General features: G+C 48.6%; 20 protein-coding genes, 1 tRNA gene and 1 pseudogene. 17 read left to right on the forward strand and 5 right to left on the reverse strand.

The genetic code is table 11. From position 1 onward, the window contains the following. Positions 1-26 precede the first annotated feature (26 nt). The 4 genes from prmB to tgt all read right to left on the reverse strand — a co-directional run bounded on the left by prmB (position 27) and on the right by tgt (position 3839). Entirely contained in the window at positions 27-926 is a 900-nt protein-coding gene (prmB, locus tag HMPREF2954_RS05845) for a 50S ribosomal protein L3 N(5)-glutamine methyltransferase (RefSeq protein ID WP_045072494.1), read from the reverse strand. Between the two features lie 138 nt (positions 927-1064). Beyond that, the gene (locus HMPREF2954_RS05850) at positions 1065-1463 is read right to left on the reverse strand and encodes a c-type cytochrome (RefSeq protein WP_039404779.1); all 399 of its coding nucleotides are present in this window, start codon (positions 1461-1463) and stop codon (positions 1065-1067) included. Positions 1464-1602: 139 nt separating this feature from the next. Beyond that, complete coding sequence (hemH, locus tag HMPREF2954_RS05855; RefSeq protein ID WP_045072401.1) at positions 1603-2613, reverse strand: ferrochelatase; 1011 nt, start codon at positions 2611-2613, stop codon at positions 1603-1605. A gap of 110 nt (positions 2614-2723) precedes the next feature. Beyond that, on the reverse strand, positions 2724-3839 hold the full coding sequence (gene tgt / locus HMPREF2954_RS05860; protein WP_045072400.1) for a tRNA guanosine(34) transglycosylase Tgt: 1116 nt from the start codon (positions 3837-3839) through the stop codon (positions 2724-2726). Positions 3840-4094: 255 nt separating this feature from the next. On the opposite strand from tgt, the gene HMPREF2954_RS05865 reads away from it, so the two are divergent. The 7 genes from HMPREF2954_RS05865 to HMPREF2954_RS05895 all read left to right on the forward strand — a co-directional run bounded on the left by HMPREF2954_RS05865 (position 4095) and on the right by HMPREF2954_RS05895 (position 9108). Further along, a tRNA-Val gene (locus HMPREF2954_RS05865) sits at positions 4095-4171 on the forward strand. A 54-nt stretch (positions 4172-4225) separates the two neighbouring features. After that, positions 4226-6139 (forward strand): threonine--tRNA ligase, encoded by a 1914-nt coding sequence (gene thrS / locus HMPREF2954_RS05870; protein ID WP_060974464.1) that lies wholly within the window; start codon positions 4226-4228, stop codon positions 6137-6139. 17 nt (positions 6140-6156) lie between these two features. Continuing rightward, positions 6157-6678, forward strand: coding sequence for a translation initiation factor IF-3 (gene infC / locus HMPREF2954_RS05875; protein WP_074895063.1), 522 nt, complete (start codon positions 6157-6159; stop codon positions 6676-6678). A gap of 146 nt (positions 6679-6824) precedes the next feature. Next, positions 6825-7022, forward strand: a complete 198-nt coding sequence (rpmI, locus tag HMPREF2954_RS05880; RefSeq protein WP_002232040.1) for a 50S ribosomal protein L35 — start codon at positions 6825-6827, stop codon at positions 7020-7022. A gap of 12 nt (positions 7023-7034) precedes the next feature. Then, the gene (gene rplT / locus HMPREF2954_RS05885; protein WP_045072399.1) at positions 7035-7394 is read left to right on the forward strand and encodes a 50S ribosomal protein L20; all 360 of its coding nucleotides are present in this window, start codon (positions 7035-7037) and stop codon (positions 7392-7394) included. A 245-nt stretch (positions 7395-7639) separates the two neighbouring features. Beyond that, positions 7640-8632 carry a phenylalanine--tRNA ligase subunit alpha gene (pheS, locus tag HMPREF2954_RS05890; protein WP_045072398.1) on the forward strand — a complete coding sequence of 331 codons (993 nt, stop codon included), beginning with the start codon at positions 7640-7642 and terminating at the stop codon, positions 8630-8632. A 56-nt stretch (positions 8633-8688) separates the two neighbouring features. Beyond that, complete coding sequence (locus HMPREF2954_RS05895) at positions 8689-9108, forward strand: very short patch repair endonuclease (RefSeq protein ID WP_009174071.1); 420 nt, start codon at positions 8689-8691, stop codon at positions 9106-9108. Here HMPREF2954_RS05895 and dcm read toward each other — a convergent pair. Continuing rightward, the gene (dcm, locus tag HMPREF2954_RS05900; protein ID WP_003757798.1) at positions 9103-10176 is read right to left on the reverse strand and encodes a DNA cytosine methyltransferase; all 1074 of its coding nucleotides are present in this window, start codon (positions 10174-10176) and stop codon (positions 9103-9105) included. The genes HMPREF2954_RS05895 and dcm overlap by 6 nt on opposite strands. Positions 10177-10252: 76 nt before the next feature. Between dcm and HMPREF2954_RS05905 the strand changes: the two genes are divergently transcribed. From HMPREF2954_RS05905 to cysI, 10 genes and pseudogenes are all read left to right on the forward strand, one after another. Further along, on the forward strand, positions 10253-11254 hold the full coding sequence (locus HMPREF2954_RS05905) for a hypothetical protein (protein ID WP_003757800.1): 1002 nt from the start codon (positions 10253-10255) through the stop codon (positions 11252-11254). Positions 11255-11286: 32 nt separating this feature from the next. After that, positions 11287-13650 carry a phenylalanine--tRNA ligase subunit beta gene (pheT, locus tag HMPREF2954_RS05910; protein WP_045072397.1) on the forward strand — a complete coding sequence of 788 codons (2364 nt, stop codon included), beginning with the start codon at positions 11287-11289 and terminating at the stop codon, positions 13648-13650. A gap of 73 nt (positions 13651-13723) precedes the next feature. Beyond that, positions 13724-14026 carry an integration host factor subunit alpha gene (locus tag HMPREF2954_RS05915; RefSeq protein WP_003675494.1) on the forward strand — a complete coding sequence of 101 codons (303 nt, stop codon included), beginning with the start codon at positions 13724-13726 and terminating at the stop codon, positions 14024-14026. After that, the gene (locus HMPREF2954_RS05920) at positions 14010-14327 is read left to right on the forward strand and encodes a hypothetical protein (protein ID WP_045072396.1); all 318 of its coding nucleotides are present in this window, start codon (positions 14010-14012) and stop codon (positions 14325-14327) included. The genes HMPREF2954_RS05915 and HMPREF2954_RS05920 overlap by 17 nt, the downstream gene beginning before the upstream one ends. A gap of 60 nt (positions 14328-14387) precedes the next feature. Continuing rightward, positions 14388-14510 (forward strand): annotated as a pseudogene (locus HMPREF2954_RS12970) (IS5/IS1182 family transposase); the annotation flags it as partial. Positions 14511-14781: 271 nt separating this feature from the next. Further along, positions 14782-15519 carry a toxin-antitoxin system YwqK family antitoxin gene (locus HMPREF2954_RS05925; RefSeq protein WP_039404935.1) on the forward strand — a complete coding sequence of 246 codons (738 nt, stop codon included), beginning with the start codon at positions 14782-14784 and terminating at the stop codon, positions 15517-15519. 151 nt (positions 15520-15670) lie between these two features. Beyond that, the gene (locus HMPREF2954_RS05930) at positions 15671-15946 is read left to right on the forward strand and encodes a type B 50S ribosomal protein L31 (RefSeq protein ID WP_003744241.1); all 276 of its coding nucleotides are present in this window, start codon (positions 15671-15673) and stop codon (positions 15944-15946) included. Then, positions 15946-16071, forward strand: coding sequence for a type B 50S ribosomal protein L36 (gene ykgO / locus HMPREF2954_RS05935; RefSeq protein ID WP_003685279.1), 126 nt, complete (start codon positions 15946-15948; stop codon positions 16069-16071). The genes HMPREF2954_RS05930 and ykgO overlap by 1 nt, the downstream gene beginning before the upstream one ends. Before the next feature lie 227 nt (positions 16072-16298). Continuing rightward, complete coding sequence (locus HMPREF2954_RS05940; RefSeq protein ID WP_045072395.1) at positions 16299-16763, forward strand: MliC family protein; 465 nt, start codon at positions 16299-16301, stop codon at positions 16761-16763. A gap of 193 nt (positions 16764-16956) precedes the next feature. After that, positions 16957-18711 (forward strand): assimilatory sulfite reductase (NADPH) hemoprotein subunit, encoded by a 1755-nt coding sequence (cysI, locus tag HMPREF2954_RS05945; RefSeq protein WP_045072394.1) that lies wholly within the window; start codon positions 16957-16959, stop codon positions 18709-18711. Positions 18712-19002: the final 291 nt, after the last annotated feature.

Raw genomic sequence — 19002 nt, forward strand, 5'->3', positions numbered from 1 at the left:
ATCAATGCTGCTTGAAAAAGAATGGGTTAGTATTCGCCCAATAGCTGCTCGCGGGTCAGCAAGAACACGAATCCGTCGCCGCCGCTGGTTTCCAGCCAAGTGAACGCCAATTCGGGATAGGCAGCTTCCAATACGTCGCGGTTGTGTCCGATTTCGACCAGCAGTACGCCTTTGGGATTCAGGTATTTGGCGGCGTGCAGCAGGATTTGGCGGGTGGCGTCCAAGCCGTCTTCGCCGCTGCCCAGGGCGAGTTCGGGTTCGTGCAGGTATTCGTCGGGCAACATATCGACCGATTCGGCATCGACGTAGGGCGGGTTGGAAACGATCAGGTCGTATGTGCCTTCCAAACCTTCGAACAAGTCGGTGTGAATCAGGTTGATGCGCTCTTCCAAACCATAATCTTCAACGTTGATGGCGGCTACTTCCAGCGCATCCAAACTCAAATCGACGGCGTCAATTTCGGCGGCGGGGTAGTGGTGTGCCATTTGGATGGCGAGGCAGCCGCTGCCGGTACACAAGTCCAATGCGCGGTGAACCAATTCGGGGTGTTCTATCCAAGGGGTAAGGTTGTCGCCGAGCAGCTCGTAAATAAACGAGCGCGGTACGATGACGCGTTCGTCAACATAAAAATCGAAATCGCCTTGCCATGCCTGATGGGTAAGGTAGGCGGCGGGGATGTGTTCGACTGCGCGGCGTTCCAGTACTGCCAACACTTCTTCTTTCTCGCTTTGCAGCAGCTTGGCATCGAGGTAGGGCTCCAGCGTGTCCAAAGGCAGGTTGAGGGTATGCAGGATGAGGTAGGCGGCTTCGTCGTGCGCGTTGTCCGAGCCATGCCCGAAAAACAAACCGGCATCGTTGAAACGGCTGACGGCGAAACGCAAGATGTCGCGGACGGTGGTCAATTCTTGGGCTGCTTGGGTAAACATATTCATCAAAATCCTTAATGGTCGGAGCACCGTCCTTCGGGCGGCAGAATCGGGAAGTCATTTGTTGCAAAGCGGAGCGATTATAACAGAGGTCGTCTGAAAGCATGGTTTCAGACGACCTCTTGGGTGCGGAAGCGGTTATTTTTTGCCTTTTGCCGCTTTCACATCTTTTTCGGTGATGGTGCCGCCGCCGTTATCAAATGCATTCATAATGTAGGTCGAAACTGCTGCTACGTCCGCTTCGTTGATGGCTGTTGCAGGCATGAAGCCGTTGTAGGGTTTGCCGTTAACCTTGATCGGGCCGTTGATGCCTTTGAGCATGCTGTTCAACAGTACCTGCGGTTTTTTCATGATGTAGTCGGAACGGAACAGGGGCGGGAACATTGCTCCTCTGCCTTCGCCTTTTTTACCGTGGCAGGCGGCGCAGTTGGTTTCGTAAATTTTCTGCCCTTGCGCCATCTGTGCGGCATCGGCGGCGAAGGTTGGGGCGGAAAAACAGGAGAGTGCGGCAAGTGTCAGGATGTGGATGGTTTTCATGGTTTGTCCTTGCAGATGGTCGGGATGTTTTTGTTTTAAAGGAATAGGGCAATCATACAATAAAGGTCGTCTGAAAACCTATCCTGCCGAAGCTTTTCAGACGACCTTAGATTTAAGTCAAAGAAACAACGGGGATGCTTCAAACCCATCCGCACAAATTGCGCCGCACCAAATCTGCCAGTGCGCCTATCCATTCTGCGCTGTCGTTCAGGCAGGGGATATAGCGGTATTCTTTACCGCCGGCGGCATGAAATTGTTCGCGCCCCATCAAAGCGATTTCTTCCATCGTTTCCAAGCAGTCTGCCATGAAGCCCGGACAGAAAACGTCCAATTTCGTTATGCCTTGTTTCGGCAGTTCGTCAAACAGAACCTGCGTACTCGGTTTAACCCATTTCGCCTTGCCGAACTGGCTTTGGAAGGAGACGATATATTCCTGCTCAGTCAGTCCCAAGGCTTCGGCAAGCAGTTTGGCCGTATGGCGGCATTCGTCGGGATAAGGGTCGCCCTCGTCGTACTGTTTCTGCGGTATGCCGTGAAAACTCAGCATCAGTTTTTCGCCGCGTCCGTGTTCCGTCCAATATGCCTGAATATGTTTTTTCATGGCTTCGATATAACCTGCATCCTCGTAGAAACGGGACACCGTGCGTATGCTGAGTTGGTTGCGCTGGCGCAGTAATTGCAAGAATACTTTATCCAAAGCCGCACCTGTGCTCGATGCCGCATATTGCGGGTAGAGTGGGACTACCAAAAGATTACCGATGCCTTGCGATTTCAATTCCGCCAAGACGTCGTCAACGCCCGGGTTGCCGTAAGTCATGGCGTAGCGGACGGTTATATCCGGCAGTAGTTTGCCCAAGGTTTCGGCTTGGCGTGCGGTATAAACCAATAAGGGTGAGCCGTCTTTAAACCAGATTTTTTCATAGGCGTGCGCGCTTTTTTTCGGGCGCAGCGTCAGTATCAGGCCGCGCAAGATCGGTTGCCACAATAGCTTCGGCAGTTCCACCACGCGTTGGTCGGATAAAAAGTCGAGCAGGTAGGGTTTGACGGCTTGTGCGGTCGGAGCATCCGGTGTGCCGAGGTTAAGCAGTAGGACGGCGGTACGGTTTTGTTCGGTATAGGGGAGGGGAGGCTCTGGCAGGAAACGGGGCATGGTTTGTTTCTTTAATATTGAATGATTTTTTGTGTGAAAGGTCATCTGAAAAACAAAGGGAATAATCAAGTTAAACGTTTTCAGACGACCTCAATAAGCATAGTTCAATCTCAATCTACACCGCGGGCGCGGTTTTCATGGAATTGAGCCTGCCAATCGGCAAATTTTCCTTGCTCGATGGCTTCGCGCATTTCTGCCATGATGACTTGGTAGAAATGCAGGTTGTGGATGGTGTTGAGTTGCGCGCCCAAGATTTCGCCGGCGCGGTGCAGGTGGTGCAGGTAGGCGCGGCTGAAGTTTTGGCAGGCGTAGCAGGTGCAGCTTTCGTCTATCGGGCGCTTGTCGAGCTTGTGTTTGGCGTTTTTGATTTTCAAATCGCCGAAACGGGTGAACAGCCAGCCGTTTCGCGCATTGCGGGTGGGCATGACGCAGTCGAACATGTCCACGCCGTGCGCCACGCCGTAAACGAGGTCTTCGGGTGTGCCGACGCCCATCAGGTAATGCGGTTTATGTTCGGGCAGCATCGGTCCGACGGCGCGCAGCATGCGGTACATTTCGGGTTTGGGTTCGCCGACGGACAGCCCGCCGATGGCAAGGCCGGGGAAGTCGAATTGTTCCAAGCCGCGCAGCGATTCTTCGCGCAAATCTTCATACATCGCGCCTTGCACGATGCCGAATAGGGCATTCGGGTTCTTCAAATCTTCAAAAGCTTTTTTGCTTCGTTCTGCCCAACGCAGGCTCATTTGCAGGGATTTTTGCGCCTGTTCGTGCGTTGCTTCGCCCGGTGTGCATTCGTCCAACTGCATCACGATGTCGGAATTGAGTACGGTTTGGATTTTCATGGAGATTTCGGGCGAGAGGAAGAGTCTGTCGCCGTTGATCGGGCTTTGGAAGGTACAGCCTTCTTCAGTGAGTTTGCGCATGTCGGAGAGCGAGAAAACCTGAAAACCGCCCGAGTCGGTCAAGATGGGTTTGTTCCAGCCGATAAAATCGTGCAGGCCGCCGAATTGTTCGATGACTTCCAAACCGGGACGCAGCCATAAATGGTAAGTGTTGCCCAAAATAATTTGTGCCTTGATATCGTGCAGGTTTTGCGGATTCATTGCCTTAACCGAGCCGTAAGTGCCGACCGGCATGAATACGGGTGTTTCGATTTTGCCGTGGTTCAGTTCCAGCGTGCCGCGTCGGGCATGACCGTCTTTTTTGTGTAAGGTAAATTTGAGCATAGGTTGTATCTATAATGTAGAAAACGGCGAGCGAAGCCGCCGTGCAGTCAAACGATTGAGGTAAAAACGCGATTATAAAGGATTTTCATCACAATAGCGGTGTTTGAATATTTCAGACGACCTTATTCGTATCGAGATGTTCACTGTTGAAAATGTTTCAAAAAAATCACAATGTTCCGACAATGTCGTCTGAAACCTCGTTTTCATACTTGCCATTGCGTCAAAGTATCGTCTATAATCCGAACCCTGTTAAACAGGCACGTAGCTCAGTTGGTTAGAGCACCACCTTGACATGGTGGGGGTCGTTGGTTCGAATCCAATCGTGCCTACCAAATTTCCCAAACGGCATTTATGCCGTTATTTTTTAATGTTTTGGAGCTTTTTTGATGTTGAACATTACCTTGCCGGACGGCTCAGTCCGCCAATACGAATCGCCCGTTACCGTGGCACAGATTGCCGCGTCTATCGGAGCAGGTTTGGCGAAGGCGACAGTGGCGGGTAAGGTAAACGGCAAATTGGTCGATGCGTGCGATCCGATTACCGAAGATTCAACCGTCCAAATCATTACCCCGAAAGACCAAGAAGGCGTTGAAATCATCCGCCACTCTTGCGCCCACCTTGTCGGTCATGCGGTCAAGCAGCTCTATCCTAATGCAAAAATGGTTATCGGCCCCGTCATTGAAGAGGGCTTTTATTACGATATCGCAACGGAAAAACCGTTTACGCCTGAGGATGTTGCCGCTATCGAAGCGCGCATGAAAGAATTGATTGCACAAGATTATGATGTAATCAAAATCATGACTCCGCGTGCCGAAACCATCAAAATTTTCCAAGATCGCGGCGAAGAATATAAACTGCGCCTGATTGAAGATATGCCCGAAGTTGAAGCAATGGGTATGTATCATCATCAGGAATATGTTGATATGTGCCGCGGTCCGCACGTTCCGAACACCCGCTTCCTGAAAAACTTCAAGCTGACCAAGCTGGCAGGCGCATACTGGCGCGGCGACAGCAATAATGAAATGCTGCAACGTATTTACGGCACCGCTTGGGCGACAAAAGACGAATTAAAAGCCTATATCCAACGCATTGAAGAAGCAGAAAAACGCGACCACCGCAAATTGGGCAAGCAACTGGATTTGTTCCACTTGCAGGACGAAGCGCCGGGTATGGTGTTTTGGCATCCCAAAGGTTGGGCTTTGTGGCAGACTATCGAGCAGCATATGCGTAAAGAGCTGAATGCCGCCGGTTACAAAGAAGTCAAAACCCCCCAAATCATGGATAAAACCTTTTGGGAAAAATCCGGTCACTGGGATAACTACAAAGACAATATGTTCGTAACCAGTTCGGAAAAGCGCGAATACGCGGTTAAACCGATGAACTGCCCGGGACATGTTCAGATTTTCAATAACGGTCTGCGCTCGTACCGCGATTTGCCAATGCGTTTAGCAGAATTTGGTTCTTGCCATCGCAACGAGCCGAGCGGTGCATTACATGGACTGATGCGTGTCCGAGGTTTTGTACAAGACGATGCGCATATTTTCTGTACCGAAGATCAAATCGTCAGCGAAGCGCGGGCATTCAATGAATTGCTGGTTCGTATTTACAAGCAATTCGGTTTCCATGATGTGTCCGTCAAACTTTCACTGCGTCCTGAGAAGCGTGCCGGTTCAGACGACGTCTGGGATAAGGCAGAACAAGGCCTGCGCGAAGCATTGACTGCTTGCGGCGTGGAATGGGGCGAATTGCCGGGTGAAGGTGCGTTCTACGGACCTAAAATCGAATATCATGTTAAAGATGCATTGGGACGTTCTTGGCAGTGTGGTACGCTGCAACTGGACTTTGTATTGCCGGAACGTTTAGATGCAGAATATGTAACCGAAAACAATGACCGCGCCCGTCCGGTAATGTTGCACCGAGCCATTTTGGGTTCTTTGGAACGATTTATCGGTATTTTGATTGAAAACCATGCAGGTTCTTTCCCACTATGGTTGGCGCCGGTTCAAATGGTGATTATGAATATCACCGAAAATCAAGCAGATTACTGCCGTGAAGTAGCTGCCAAATTGCAGGCTGCTGGCTTCCGTGTAGAGCTGGATTTGCGTAACGAAAAAATCGGTTACAAAATCCGTGATAACAGCCAATACCGCTTCCCTTATCAAATCGTTGTCGGCGATAAAGAGAAGCAAGAAAACAAAGTGGCCGTGCGCCGCAAAGCAGAAGACTTGGGTTCTTTGGATTTGGATGATTTCATTGCGCAACTGCAGCAAGAAATCGCAGACGCCCTCGTCAACCATTAATTTTTATAGGAGTATTCATCATCGCTCAAGAACGCGAAGCACGAATCAATGGCGAAATTACCGCTAAAGAAGTGCGTTTAATCAGTGAGTCAGGCGAACAGCTTGGTGTTGTATCGGTTCGTGAAGCTTTGGCCATGGCCGAAGAGCAGGATGTGGATTTGGTAGAGATTTCCCCTACTGCCAAACCGCCTGTGTGCAAACTGATGGATTACGGTAAATATAAATACCAACAAGCCAAGAAACGCGACGAAGCCAAGAAAAACCAGAAGCAGGTACAAATTAAGGAAATCAAATTCCGTCCGGGTACCGATGAAGGCGATTATCAAATCAAAATGCGCAACATCAACCGCTTCTTGGCTGACGGCGATAAAGTCAAAGTCACGCTTCGTTTCCGCGGGCGTGAAATGGCTCACCAGCAACTCGGTGCGCAACTTTTAGAGCGCGTAAAAGAGGATTTGGCGGAAGTGGCTCAAATCGAATCCTTCCCTAAAATGGAAGGTCGTCAAATGGTGATGATGATTGCACCGAAGAAAAAATAAAGTTATAATTTTCAGCTTACCCCGATTGCCGCTTCGGAGTAAGCTTTTGATTGGCGGCAAAAACCGTGGCATTTTGGGTTCAAGTGTTTGAAACCAATGTTTTAAAACCCCCTGATGCCTTATCTAATAACGAATGGAGTTTTCCCATGCCTAAAATGAAAACCAAGTCTAGCGCGAAAAAACGCTTCAAAGTACTGGGTAACGGCGGTGTAAAACGCGCTCATGCGTTCAAACGCCACATCTTGACTAAAAAGACCACTAAAAACAAACGCCAACTGCGCGGTACCTCTATGGTAAACGATCGCGATTTGGCTTCTGTTGCTAAAATGTTACCCTACGCTTAAGGAGTTTAGAATATGCCACGCGTAAAACGCGGTGTAACCGCTCGTGCCCGTCACCAAAAAATCTTCGCGTTAGCCAAAGGCTACCGCGGTCGTCGTAAAAACGTATACCGCGTTGCCAAGCAAGCGGTAATGAAAGCTGGTCAGTACGCATACCGTGACCGTCGTCAACGCAAACGCCAATTCCGTCAATTGTGGATTGTCCGTATCAATGCAGGTGCTCGTGAAAACGGTTTGTCTTACAGCAAATTCATGAACGGTCTGAAACGCGCCTCTATCGAAATCGACCGAAAAGTATTGGCTGATCTGGCTGTATTCGATAAAGCCACTTTTGCACAATTGGTTGAGAAAGCCAAAGCTGCTTTGGCTGCTTAATCCAAAAAATTTAAAAAGGAAGCTACGGCTTCCTTTTTTCTTTGTTTGAATAAAGTCTATGTGATTGATTTTCTTTCTTTAAAGTCTATTTTTTTGAATTGATTTGCGCTAAAATACGCCGATTCTATCAAACGGATTGGCCGTAAACGATAAAAGGTCGTCTGAAAAGTTTGGTAACACCAAACCATACAGGCGGCCTCATTGTTTCAGACGACCCATCATCAACCGACAGACGATAAACCACTATGGAAAATGTAAACCGTATCGTTGCAGAAGGTATTGCCGCAGTAGAAGCCGCGCAAGACTTCAACGCTCTAGAACAAATCAAAGCCCATTATCTTGGTAAAACCGGCGAGTTGACCGGACTTCTGAAAACCTTAGGTCAAATGTCGCCTGAAGAGCGCAAAACCATAGGTGCGCATATCAATGAGTGCAAAAACCAGTTTCAGACGGCCTTTAACAATAAACGCGATGCCCTCAACGAAGCCAAGCTGCAAGCCCAGCTTGCCGCCGAAGCACTCGATATTACCCTGCCCGGACGCGCGCAGGAAAACGGCGGTCTGCATCCCGTAACCCTGACTTTGCAGCGCGTGGTCGAACTCTTTCACGGCATGGGTTTTGAAGTGGCGGACGGCACGGAAATCGAGGACGATTTCCACAATTTCCAAGCTCTGAATATCCCGGCAAACCACCCGGCCCGCGCCATGCAGGATACGTTCTACGTTGAAAACGGCGATGTTTTGCGTACGCACACTTCCCCGATTCAAATCCGCTATATGCTCGACAAAAAAGAGCCGCCCATCCGCATTATCGCCCCCGGCCGCGTTTACCGTGTGGACAGCGATGCAACGCACTCGCCCATGTTCCACCAAGCTGAAGGTTTGTGGGTAGAAGAGGGCGTAACTTTCGCCGATTTGAAAGCCGTGTTCACCGATTTTATCCGCCGCTTTTTCGAACGCGATGATTTGCAGGTACGTTTCCGTCCGTCTTTCTTTCCGTTTACCGAACCGTCAGCCGAAATCGACATCATGGGCGAAAACGGCAAATGGCTGGAAGTCGGCGGCTGCGGCATGGTGCATCCCAACGTGTTGAAAAACGTGAATATCGACCCCGAGAAATACACCGGTTTCGCCTTCGGCATCGGCCTCGACCGTTTCGCTATGTTGCGTTACAACGTGAATGATTTGCGACTGTTTTTTGATAACGATTTGAACTTTTTGAAGCAGTTTGCGAAATGATTGTGCAGGCTGCCTGAATATGAAAAAGCAGCCTGCACATTTTCAGGTAGCCCGAAATGGACAGATTAACCCCCGAGCAACGCAAAAAATGTATGCAGTCCAACAAAAGCAAAGGGACGAAACCCGAGCTTGTGTTGGCAAAAGCGATGTGGGCTTTGGGGCTCAGGTATCGGAAAAATAGCGGAAGCATTTTTGGGAAGCCTGATTTTTCATTTAAAAAATACAAAGTTGCCGTGTTTGTCGATGGCGAGTTTTGGCACGGCAAGGATTGGGAACAGAGAAAAGCGGAAATAAAGGGCAACCGCGAATTTTGGATTGCTAAGATAGAACGCAATATCCGACGGGATATAGAAGTAACAGACCGTCTGAAAGCTGAGGGCTGGGAAGTCTTTCGATTTTGGGGAAAGGATGTTGTTAAGAATCCCCAGCGATATGCTCAGCAGATTGCAGATTCTTTGAATAGAAAAAAGTTATAGTAGAGGAACTATTTTTTGGGCAATGCTGCGAATGACATTTACAGCTACGGAATTACCAAATTGTTTGTAAAGTTGCACATCTGATACCCCCCGCTTACGCGCTTTGAGAACGATTTCATCAGGAAATCCCTGTAATCTTGCAGCTTCTAATGGAGTAAGTTTGCGCGGGTTGGTATTTTCCTGTTCAATCAGAATTTCAGAACCATCTTTATAGTAACGTGCTGAAATAGTGTTGGTATATTCGGATTGTGCATTGAACAGACCGTAACCAAAACCATTTCCTTTCTGTTTATGCTCGGCTTTGCGTCGTAAATGTCCCTGCCAAAGTCTGTCTGAAATTGTATATTTGGCATCGGGGAAGGATTCCAAGATATCTCCCACCTTCACGGTTTTAGGTAAGGGATGGGGAAATTCAAATTGTGCGGCATCTTTTGCAGAGCGAAAGCCGACTATATAAATCCGTTCACGGTTTTGGGGTAGGTTGAAATCTTTAGCTGCCATTACTTTGGCATTGACAGTATAGCCAAGTGCAGTCAGAGAGTCATAGATTGTTTGGAATGTCCGACCTTTATCGTGTCCTTTTAAACCTTTTACGTTTTCCAATAGAAAAGCTTTAGGGTGCTTTTGGCGGATGATTTCTTCTATATGGAAAAACATTGTACCGCGTGTATCAGTAAAGCCTTTTTTCAATCCTGCTTGGCTGAATGGCTGGCAGGGAAATCCGGCTAGTAACAGGTCGAAATCAGGAATTTCGGACGGAGCGATTTGTGTAATGTCGCCATGCGGGACATCTCCATAGAATGCCTGATAGGTTGTTTTGGCGAATTTATCGATTTCGGAACTGAATACGCATTGCCCTCCCAATTCTTCAAAAGGCAACCGGATTCCGCCGATTCCAGCAAAAAGGTCGATAAACCGAAAGGGTGCGTTTTGGGGAGTTTGCGACTTGTATAGACTCGAAAATAATTGAGATTCTACAAAGTCTTGGATACTTAAATGGTTTAGCTTGCAGTATGTGGACAATTTTTGGTGTAGTTCGTCGTTTAATTTGATGTGGATTTGCTTCATATCAGGGTCTATAAATGTACCAGATTAAGCACATTTTATCTTTTTGATTGTAAAAAGCCAAGAGGTTTTTAAATTTATGGAAGATGTTTCGGTGAAATGTATCAGGGGCATAGAAGTGTCGTCTGAACCTGATTTCAGCCACTTCAGTCAAGAAATTGCAGACGGATTTTACCGTCCAGTATATCGGTTGCTTTACAATGCATTACCGTCTCAAGGTAAACTGATGGAATTGGATGCTGATGATTTTAAGGATGAAATTATCGACTTATATGCAAAAATGAGCAAAAGTCAACAGTCTGCGTTAAGAAAATCCTGTTCTGTCGAGATACCTAGGTATGATAATAACCCGTATCAAAAACTGATTTGGATTTTTGTTGCTGAATTTCCGGTATTCGGCTTGGTATTAAAACATATCCACTTAAAAGCAGAGATCACTCTGAAAGTAATTGCTCTGTTGGTTGGTGAGGAGGTTGATTCGGAAAATTTTATCCGCTTTAAGACTGAAATAGATGATTTAAATCGTTTGGCATGGGTGAGACGGCAAACGGAATCCGAATCACAGAGTGGGGTCTCTAATTTGGGAACTATTTCTGAAATGTTGCTGGAAAGGGCTTTGGCTGATTTGATCGATGGCATACATTTTTTTAAAACCAACAATCCGGAAATCCAGTCTTATGGTGATTTTGTACTGATGTGTCTGCCCAATAACTTATGGTTGTCCGTCAAATCGAATTTTGCCCGTGAGAGGCTGTTGGCTTCCGGCTATACCACAGATATTCTGGGTGTTGGCTTTTTCACCGATTATAAAGAATTTACCAGTAAAGCTAAAATCCGTAATTTCCAAAGGGTTGGATTTTTGGCAATGTACCTGCCAGATATTCCTGTATCTCTGAAACAGCAGGAAAATAAAACAAATACCTATAATCAGATCTTTGAATTTTATAGTAAGAATAATAGGGAAATGCCAAAAAACATCAACGGTACCGATTTTTTAAGACCACTGTCTAGGCTTTATGGTGATATAAAATCCCTACTATCTGAAACAGATGTACGGCACCGGACTACCTTGCAATTCTAATTATTACAACCTACATTTTTTGAGAACATAACATGCAATTCTCCTACTCATGGCTGAAAACCCAAGCCGATACCGAACTTTCCGCCGATAAGCTGGAACACCTGTTAACCATGTCCGGCTTGGAAGTGGAAGAAGCCGAGACTGCCGCACCTGCGTTTACGGGCGTGGTGATTGCTGAAGTGAAATCCGTTGAAAAACATCCTGATGCCGACCGCTTGAACGTTACCCAAGTCGATGCGGGTACGGGCGAGTTGGTGCAGATTGTGTGCGGTGCGCCGAATGTGAAAGCGGGCATCAAAGTGCCGTGTTCGCTGCCGGGTGCGGTGTTGCCGGGCAATTTCAAAATCAAGCCGACCAAGATGCGCGGCGTGGTGTCGAACGGAATGTTGTGTTCCACCGATGAACTCGGTCTGCCTGACGACGGCGTGAACGGTCTGCACATTCTGCCGCAAGACGCTCCCGTCGGTGCAAACATCCGTGAATATTTGGATTTGGACGATACGGTGTTCACGCTGAAAATCACGCCGAACCGTGCCGACTGCCTGAGCATTAAAGGCATTGCGCGCGAAGTGTCCGCGCTGACAGGTTGCGCGTTCAAGCAGCCTGCAATCCATGCCGCGCCAATCACGGGCAGCCGCAAACAGCCCGTGCAGATTGATGCGCCTGCCGATTGCGGCCGCTTTATCAGCCGCGTGATTGAAAACGTGAACGCGCGCGCCGCCACGCCGGATTGGATGAAGCAGCGTTTGGAGCGCAGCGGTATCCGCAGTATTTCCGCGTTGGTGGACATTGGCAATTATGTAATGCTGGAAATCGGTCAGCCGATGCATGTTTTTGATGCCGACAAACTTTCAGGCAGCCTGCACATCCGCCGTGCGCGCGAAGGTGAAACGCTGAAATGCCTGAACGAGAAAACCGTCTCTTTGTCTGAAAACACGCTGGTAGTGGCCGACGAAAAAGGTGCGTTGAGCTTGGCGGGTCTGATGGGCGGCGCGGCAAGCGCGGTTTCAGACGACACGCAAAATATCGTGCTGGAAGCGGCTTGGTTTGCGCCTGAAATCATCGCCGGCAAATCGCGCCAATACGGTTTTGGCTCGGATTCGTCGTTCCGCTTTGAGCGCGGCGTGGATTACCGTTTACAGGCTGATGCTATCGAACGCGCCACCGAATTGGTTTTGCAAATCTGCGGCGGTGCGGCAGGAGAAATGGTGGAAGCGCAAGGCGAATTGCCTGAAGCGAAGCAGGTTGAATTGCGTTTAGGTCGTCTGAAAACGGTGTTGGGCGTGGACATTCCCGCCGAACAGGTGGAAACCATTTTGCAGCACTTGGGTCTGCAGCCTGAAAAAACCGCGGAAGGCTTCCGCGTTACCGCGCCGAGTTTCCGTTTCGACATCGAAATCGAAGCCGATTTGATTGAAGAAATCGGCCGCGTTTACGGCTATGAAAATATCCCCGACGATTACACGTCAGGTCGTCTGAAAATGCTGGCGCTGCCCGAAACCCGCCGTCCGCGTTTTGCCGTTTATAACGAAATGGCGGCGCGCGGCTACCGCGAAGTGGTCAGCTATGCCTTCGTTGACGAGCAGTGGGAACACGACTTTGCCGCCAACGCCAATCCCATCCGTCTGCAAAACCCGCTGGCGGCGCAGTATGCCGTGATGCGTTCCACGCTCATCGGCGGCTTGGTGGAAATTCTGCAAAACAATCTGAACCGCAAGCAAAACCGCGTGCGCGTGTTTGAAATCGCCCGCGTGTTCAGCAAGGATTCAGACGGCCTGTTTGTACAAAACGAACGCATCGGTGGCCTGTGGTACGGCGCGGCAATGCCCGAACAATGGGGAGAGAAAACGCGCAACGCGGATTTTTACGACATCAAGGCCGATGTGGAAAATCTGTTGAAAAACAAAGCAGTTGAGTTTGTCAAAACCGAACATCCCGCCCTGCATCCAGGACGCGCCGCCAATATTGTTTCAGACGGCCAAGTCATCGGCTTTGTCGGCGAATTGCATCCGAAATGGCTGCAAAAATACGACTTGCCGCAAGCACCGCTGGTATTTGAAATCGATATGGCCGCCGTGTTGGAACGCGAAAAAATGCGCTATCAGGCAGTATCGAAATTCCAGCCGGTGCGCAGGGATTTGGCGTTTGTCATGCCTGAAACCATGACTCATGATGATTTGTTGGCCGCATTGAAAGGTGCAGCAAACAAGTTGGTACAGGAAATCAGCGTATTTGACGTATATCGCGGTACGGGACTGCCTGAAGGGATGAAGAGCATGGCGGTCAAAGTGATTTTGCAGGATATGGAAAACACGCTGACGGATGAAACAGTCGAGCCGGTTATCGGAAAACTGATTGACGCGGCAACTGCTGCGGGAGCACAACTTCGCAGCTAAAAAATAAATATTCGCTTGAATTTTAAATAGAAATTAGTAATAATCTGCACCTGTTACAACAGAAGGTAATAATATGACATTAACTAAAGCCGAATTGGCCGATATTTTGGTAGATAAAGTCAGCAATGTAACCAAAAACGATGCCAAAGAAATCGTCGAACTCTTTTTTGAAGAAATCCGCAGCACTTTGGCACGCGGCGAAGAAATCAAAATTTCCGGTTTCGGTAATTTTCAGTTGCGCGACAAACCGCAGCGTCCCGGCCGTAATCCGAAAACTGGCGAAGAAGTACCGATTACCGCCCGCCGCGTAGTAACTTTCCATGCCAGCCAAAAACTCAAAGGCATGGTGGAGCATTACTATGACAAACAACGCTAATCCCGTTATTCCTGCAAAACGTTATTTCTCGCTGGACGAAATGTGCGAACTGGTGCAAATCAGCCCGTCACAATTTGCCCAGTGGCAACATGAGAACGGTATCGTTGTCGGTTACGGCGGCGATCGTTACACCCGTCCCGATGTGGTGAAACTGCTGAAGCTGAAAGATACCTTTGCGCCTTATGTCGACCGCTTCAGTCGTGATTCTTTGGATGCAAACGGTCATCCTGCTGCAAAAGCGGAAGAGGTTAAAGCCGGATTAAATTCTATATTGGCAGATTTGCAAAAAGCACTTGCTTAGTTTATTAGATAAACAGCCGCTTCCTTATCTAAGGGAAGCGGCTGTTTGTTTTTATGGATTTTGGGGCTTGCTATGTATAGTGGATTAAATTTAAATCAGGACAAGGCGACGAAGCCGCAGACAGTACAGATAGTACGGCAAGGCGAGGCAACGCCGTACTGGTTTAAAGTTAATCCACTATATTAGAAAATATTTACCTAGTTTATAAGCATCCTTAATAAATATGATAGGTACCTGTTTTTAAATGATGTATTGATGCTGCTTGTATTGAATTGAACCATTTTTCGAAGTTATTGTCTTTTATATCAATAGCCTGCACGGATATTGTGTTTAACAATCCATGCTATGAAAGTTATAATGATACAAACACAATGATGTGTTGTCGGCATACTTCAATCTGCACATTTAATCTAAGGAGCGATATTATTGGCTCCAGTTTCTGGATAATCTGACAATGATTCAATATTGGCAAAAAAGTTTGGCTGCCGTACTGCTTTTAGGTGTATTTTCTCAAACATGGGCGCAATCCCATTCTGTTTATTTTAATCAACATGGCAAAATTACAGCAACGATGTCATCGGTTGCATATGTCCGACAATATACGGTTCAATCAGGTATTGCCAAGGCGCAGGATTTTTATTACCCGTCCATGAAGAAATATTCTGATCCGTATGAAGTTCCTGCAGAGCAAATTAAAGTGTTTGTTCCCGTGTTAGATAATGGGACGTTGACGCTTTGGCATTTCAACGGACAGAAAAAAATGGTAGGGACTTATAAAAACAGCAAGCCGAACGGTGAATGGACAAACTGGTATCCGAACGGTAAGAAATCTGCTGTGATGCCTTATCAAAACGGTTTGAGTGAAGGAACCGGTTCGCGATATTACCGTAATGGGGTGAAGGAAAGCGAGATCCAGTTCAAACACGACAAAGCCAACGGTTATTGGAAGCAATGGTATCCGGACGGCAGTCCGAAGATGGAAATGAATATGGTCAACGATAAACCGACTGAGATTTTGAGTTGGGACGAAAATGGTCGTATTTTATCGGAAATCAGCATTTCTAATGGTCGTCGTAATGGTATTGTTTTGGAATGGTACGAAGATGGGGCCAAAAAGTCAGAATCGGTTTATTCCAACGATCAGCTGGTGAAGAAAACGCATTGGGATAAAGAAGGTTATGTTGTTGAATAACCGTTAAAATACATGAAAAAGAAGTACGGGTAAGGTTTAATGCCTTATCCGTATTTCTTTTTTATGAAAAGGTATTTGGAGGGAACTTGCGATATTTTTAAAATAGCGTATAATGTTATATTATAACATATTAATTATGGAGTATTGATTGATGAAACCGAATATTCATCCTGATAATTACCGTACTGTTTTATTTTTCGACAGCGGTGCAAATGAAGGCTGGCTTATCCGCTCTTGTGCGGAGACGCATGGTAAGACGATGGTTTGGAAAGATGGAAAAGAATACCCGCTTTTCGCGCTGGATACGTCGTCTGCATCTCATCCTGTGTACACCGGCAGACAGCGAAACGTTAACACGGAAGGGCGTGCGAGCAAGTTCAATCAGCGTTTCCAATCGATGATGTCTTCATTTAGAAAGGACAAATAATGCAAGTTTTATCTTCACTGAAAACAGCGAAAAAACGCCACCGCGACTGTCAAATCGTCCGCAGGAAGGGTAAGGTTTACGTTATTTGTAAGAGTAACCCGCGCTTTAAGGCACGTCAGCGTTAAATACTGGTTGGATCGACTGTCCGCACCTGAAAATGGTGCGGATTTTTTTGGTAATCATGTAAACTCATGTTGGTTAATATCATTAAAAATATCTTTTTTGCCTGCAAACAACCAGTTTTAGGAATATCGGGTAAATTAGCGTAATCCCGCTTGTTTGGAGGTGGAGATGCTTATAACATGGCAGCGCATTTGGCAGACAAATTCCTATTTAGGTTTAGGAGATATTTATGAAATCAAAAGTATTACTGGCTGTTGCCGCCGCATTATCCCTTGGTGCCTGTGTCGCACCCGACATGGATTATGATTTCGAACGTGGTTCCCGTCACGAGCATCGCCATGAACACCGTTACGACAATCGTGATGATAATTACGATCGTAACGAGATGCGCCGTGAAGAGCGTCGTTATGAAGAAAACCGTCGCACATCAGAGTCCCGCCGTTTGCGCACTTTCTCTTGTGAGAACGGATTGTCTGTTGATGTCCGCAACTTGAATAACGATCAGTTGGAATTGCGCCTTGACGACAAGCGCGCTGTATTGTCATCCGATGTTTCCGGTTCCGGCTCGCGCTACACTTCCAACCGCGGCCTGTTCGGCAAAGGTGCGGAATGGCATGAGAAAAACGGCGAAGCATCCTTCAGCTTTACCGATCCGTACGGCAACCGTGTAGAAACTTCTTGCAGCGTGCGCTAAATCCCAAATATCCTGTTAAAGGTCGTCTGAAAATATTTTCAGACGACCTTTTTTCTATTTGGTGCAGTGTGCCCCTACATTACAGGTAATCTTTTGGATATAACGAAATCATCTTTAAATCGAACAAACCATTCTTTCCCATTTTCAGACGACCTGATTAAAGTAGCTCCAAACTGAGAATAAGGAGCACCCTATGACGACCACCGCCGACCCGCGCGCCAAGCTGCCCGATACCCCGCTTTCCGGCAACGAAGCCCTGAAAGACCGCAGCGACTATCTGCACGGTACCATCAAAGACGATTTGACCGACGATTTTACCGGCGGCTTTACCGCCGACAATTTCCAGCTCATCCGTTTCCACGGCATGTACGAGCAGGACAACCGCGACATCCGTGCCGAGCGTACCGATCAAAAACTCGAACCCTTAAAAAACATGATGTTGCGCTGCCGCTTGCCCGGCGGCATCATCACGCCGGCGCAGTGGCTGGGCATAGACGAATTTGCCGGCGACCACACCATTTACGGCTCCATCCGCCTGACCAACCGCCAAACCTTCCAATACCACGGCATTTTAAAAACCGATTTGAAACTGGCGCACCAGTCCCTGCACAAACTCGGCCTCGATTCCATCGCCACCGCCAGCGACGTCAACCGCAACGTACTCTGCACCAGCAATCCCGTTCAAAGCCCGCTGCACCAAGAAGCCTACGAATGGGCGAAACGCATCAGTATGCACCTCCTGCCGCGCACCATGGCTTACGCCGATGTCTGGCTGGACGGTGAAAAAGTGTTCACCACCGAACCGACCGAGCCGCGCAACAAAGAAATCGCCGACGACGTCGAACCAATTTTGGGCAAAACCTATCTGCCGCGCAAATTCAAAACCGCCGTCGTCATCCCACCCGACAACGATGTGGACATCCATTCCAATGATTTAGGCTTTGTCGCCATCGAAGAAAACGGCAAACTTGTCGGCTTCAACGTCCTTGTCGGCGGCGGACTGTCCAGCGAACACGGCAACACCAAAACCTACCCCAACACCTCTTACGAATTCGGCTTCGTCCCCCTCGAATACACCCTCAACGCCGCCGAAGCCGTCGTCAGCACCCAGCGCGACTGGGGCAACCGCAGCGACCGCAAAGCCGCACGTACCCGCTATACCCTCCAGCGCGTCGGCGTCGAAGTGTTCAAAGAAGAAGTTGAACGGCGCATGGGCATCAAGTTCGAACCTATCCGCCCCTACGCCTTCACCCATCGCGGCGACCACATCGGCTGGGTTAAAGGACTCGAAGGCAACTGGCACCTGACCCTGTTTATCGAAAACGGCCGCCTGCTCGACTACCCCGGCAGACCGTTGAAAACCGGCGTGCGCGAAATCGCCAAAATCCACCCCGGCGACTTCCGCCTGACCGCCAACCAAAACCTCGTCGTCGCCAACGTCCCGCCCGAGCTGAAAGACACCATAGACAAAATCGCCAAAGAACACGGCTTAATCAGCAAATCCATCACCATCCAGCGCGAAAACTCCATGGCGTGCGTCGCCCTGCCAACCTGTCCGCTGGCGATGGCGGAAGCCGAACGCTTCCTGCCGTCGTTCTCCGACAAAATCGACGAAATGTTCGCCAAATACGGCTTGGAAGACGAATACATCGTCCTGCGCGTCACCGGCTGCCCCAACGGCTGCGGCCGCGCCATGCTCGCCGAAATCGGCTTGGTCGGCAAAGCCGTCGGCCGCTACAACCTCTACGCAGGCGGCAACCGCGAAGGCACCCGCATCCCGCGCCTCTTTAAAGAAAACATCACCGAACCCGAAATCCTCGAAATCGTCGACGGCTGGGTCGGTAACTGGGCGCAAAACCGCCTTGACGACGAAGGCTTCGGCGACTTCGCCGTCCGCACCGGCATCGTCAAACCCGTCCTCGACCCGCCGCGCGATTTTTGGGTATGAGTGCAGGTAAGGAAGGATGTACAGGAAGAAAGGTCGTCTGAAAAATTCAGACGACCTTTTGGATTTTGAGAACAACGGTTTTCTCGGGCGAACGCGGGACGCAATCGTTCGCTTTAGGGGCGGGTTGGAAGGCCGTTTGAAAAGTTGTCGTGGTGCAGGCTGTGTCTCCAGATTGCTGCAGTCGGACAGACGGCGGGAAGGAAAGTTTTCGCTGGCAAAGCCCATGCTGTGATATCTTATTCGAAAGGTCGTCCGAATATAGCAAACATACTTAACTTTAAATCCGGCATA

It is taken from the genome of Neisseria sp. HMSC067H09 (assembly GCF_001814135.1).
Lineage (GTDB): Bacteria > Pseudomonadota > Gammaproteobacteria > Burkholderiales > Neisseriaceae > Neisseria.

Coding starts and splice junctions, on each gene's coding strand:
- prmB (WP_045072494.1), bottom strand. CDS start 926: ATGTTTACCCAAGCAGCCCAAGAATTGACCACCGTCCGCGACATCTTG.
- HMPREF2954_RS05925 (WP_039404935.1), top strand. CDS start 14,782: ATGATTCAATATTGGCAAAAAAGTTTGGCTGCCGTACTGCTTTTAGGT.
- hemH (WP_045072401.1), bottom strand. CDS start 2,613: ATGCCCCGTTTCCTGCCAGAGCCTCCCCTCCCCTATACCGAACAAAAC.
- HMPREF2954_RS05940 (WP_045072395.1), top strand. CDS start 16,299: ATGAAATCAAAAGTATTACTGGCTGTTGCCGCCGCATTATCCCTTGGT.
- ykgO (WP_003685279.1), top strand. CDS start 15,946: ATGCAAGTTTTATCTTCACTGAAAACAGCGAAAAAACGCCACCGCGAC.
- HMPREF2954_RS05850 (WP_039404779.1), bottom strand. CDS start 1,463: ATGAAAACCATCCACATCCTGACACTTGCCGCACTCTCCTGTTTTTCC.
- rplT (WP_045072399.1), top strand. CDS start 7,035: ATGCCACGCGTAAAACGCGGTGTAACCGCTCGTGCCCGTCACCAAAAA.
- pheT (WP_045072397.1), top strand. CDS start 11,287: ATGCAATTCTCCTACTCATGGCTGAAAACCCAAGCCGATACCGAACTT.
- pheS (WP_045072398.1), top strand. CDS start 7,640: ATGGAAAATGTAAACCGTATCGTTGCAGAAGGTATTGCCGCAGTAGAA.
- HMPREF2954_RS05905 (WP_003757800.1), top strand. CDS start 10,253: ATGGAAGATGTTTCGGTGAAATGTATCAGGGGCATAGAAGTGTCGTCT.
- thrS (WP_060974464.1), top strand. CDS start 4,226: ATGTTGAACATTACCTTGCCGGACGGCTCAGTCCGCCAATACGAATCG.
- HMPREF2954_RS05920 (WP_045072396.1), top strand. CDS start 14,010: ATGACAAACAACGCTAATCCCGTTATTCCTGCAAAACGTTATTTCTCG.
- cysI (WP_045072394.1), top strand. CDS start 16,957: ATGACGACCACCGCCGACCCGCGCGCCAAGCTGCCCGATACCCCGCTT.
- dcm (WP_003757798.1), bottom strand. CDS start 10,176: ATGAAGCAAATCCACATCAAATTAAACGACGAACTACACCAAAAATTG.
- HMPREF2954_RS05895 (WP_009174071.1), top strand. CDS start 8,689: ATGGACAGATTAACCCCCGAGCAACGCAAAAAATGTATGCAGTCCAAC.
- HMPREF2954_RS05930 (WP_003744241.1), top strand. CDS start 15,671: ATGAAACCGAATATTCATCCTGATAATTACCGTACTGTTTTATTTTTC.
- HMPREF2954_RS05915 (WP_003675494.1), top strand. CDS start 13,724: ATGACATTAACTAAAGCCGAATTGGCCGATATTTTGGTAGATAAAGTC.
- rpmI (WP_002232040.1), top strand. CDS start 6,825: ATGCCTAAAATGAAAACCAAGTCTAGCGCGAAAAAACGCTTCAAAGTA.
- tgt (WP_045072400.1), bottom strand. CDS start 3,839: ATGCTCAAATTTACCTTACACAAAAAAGACGGTCATGCCCGACGCGGC.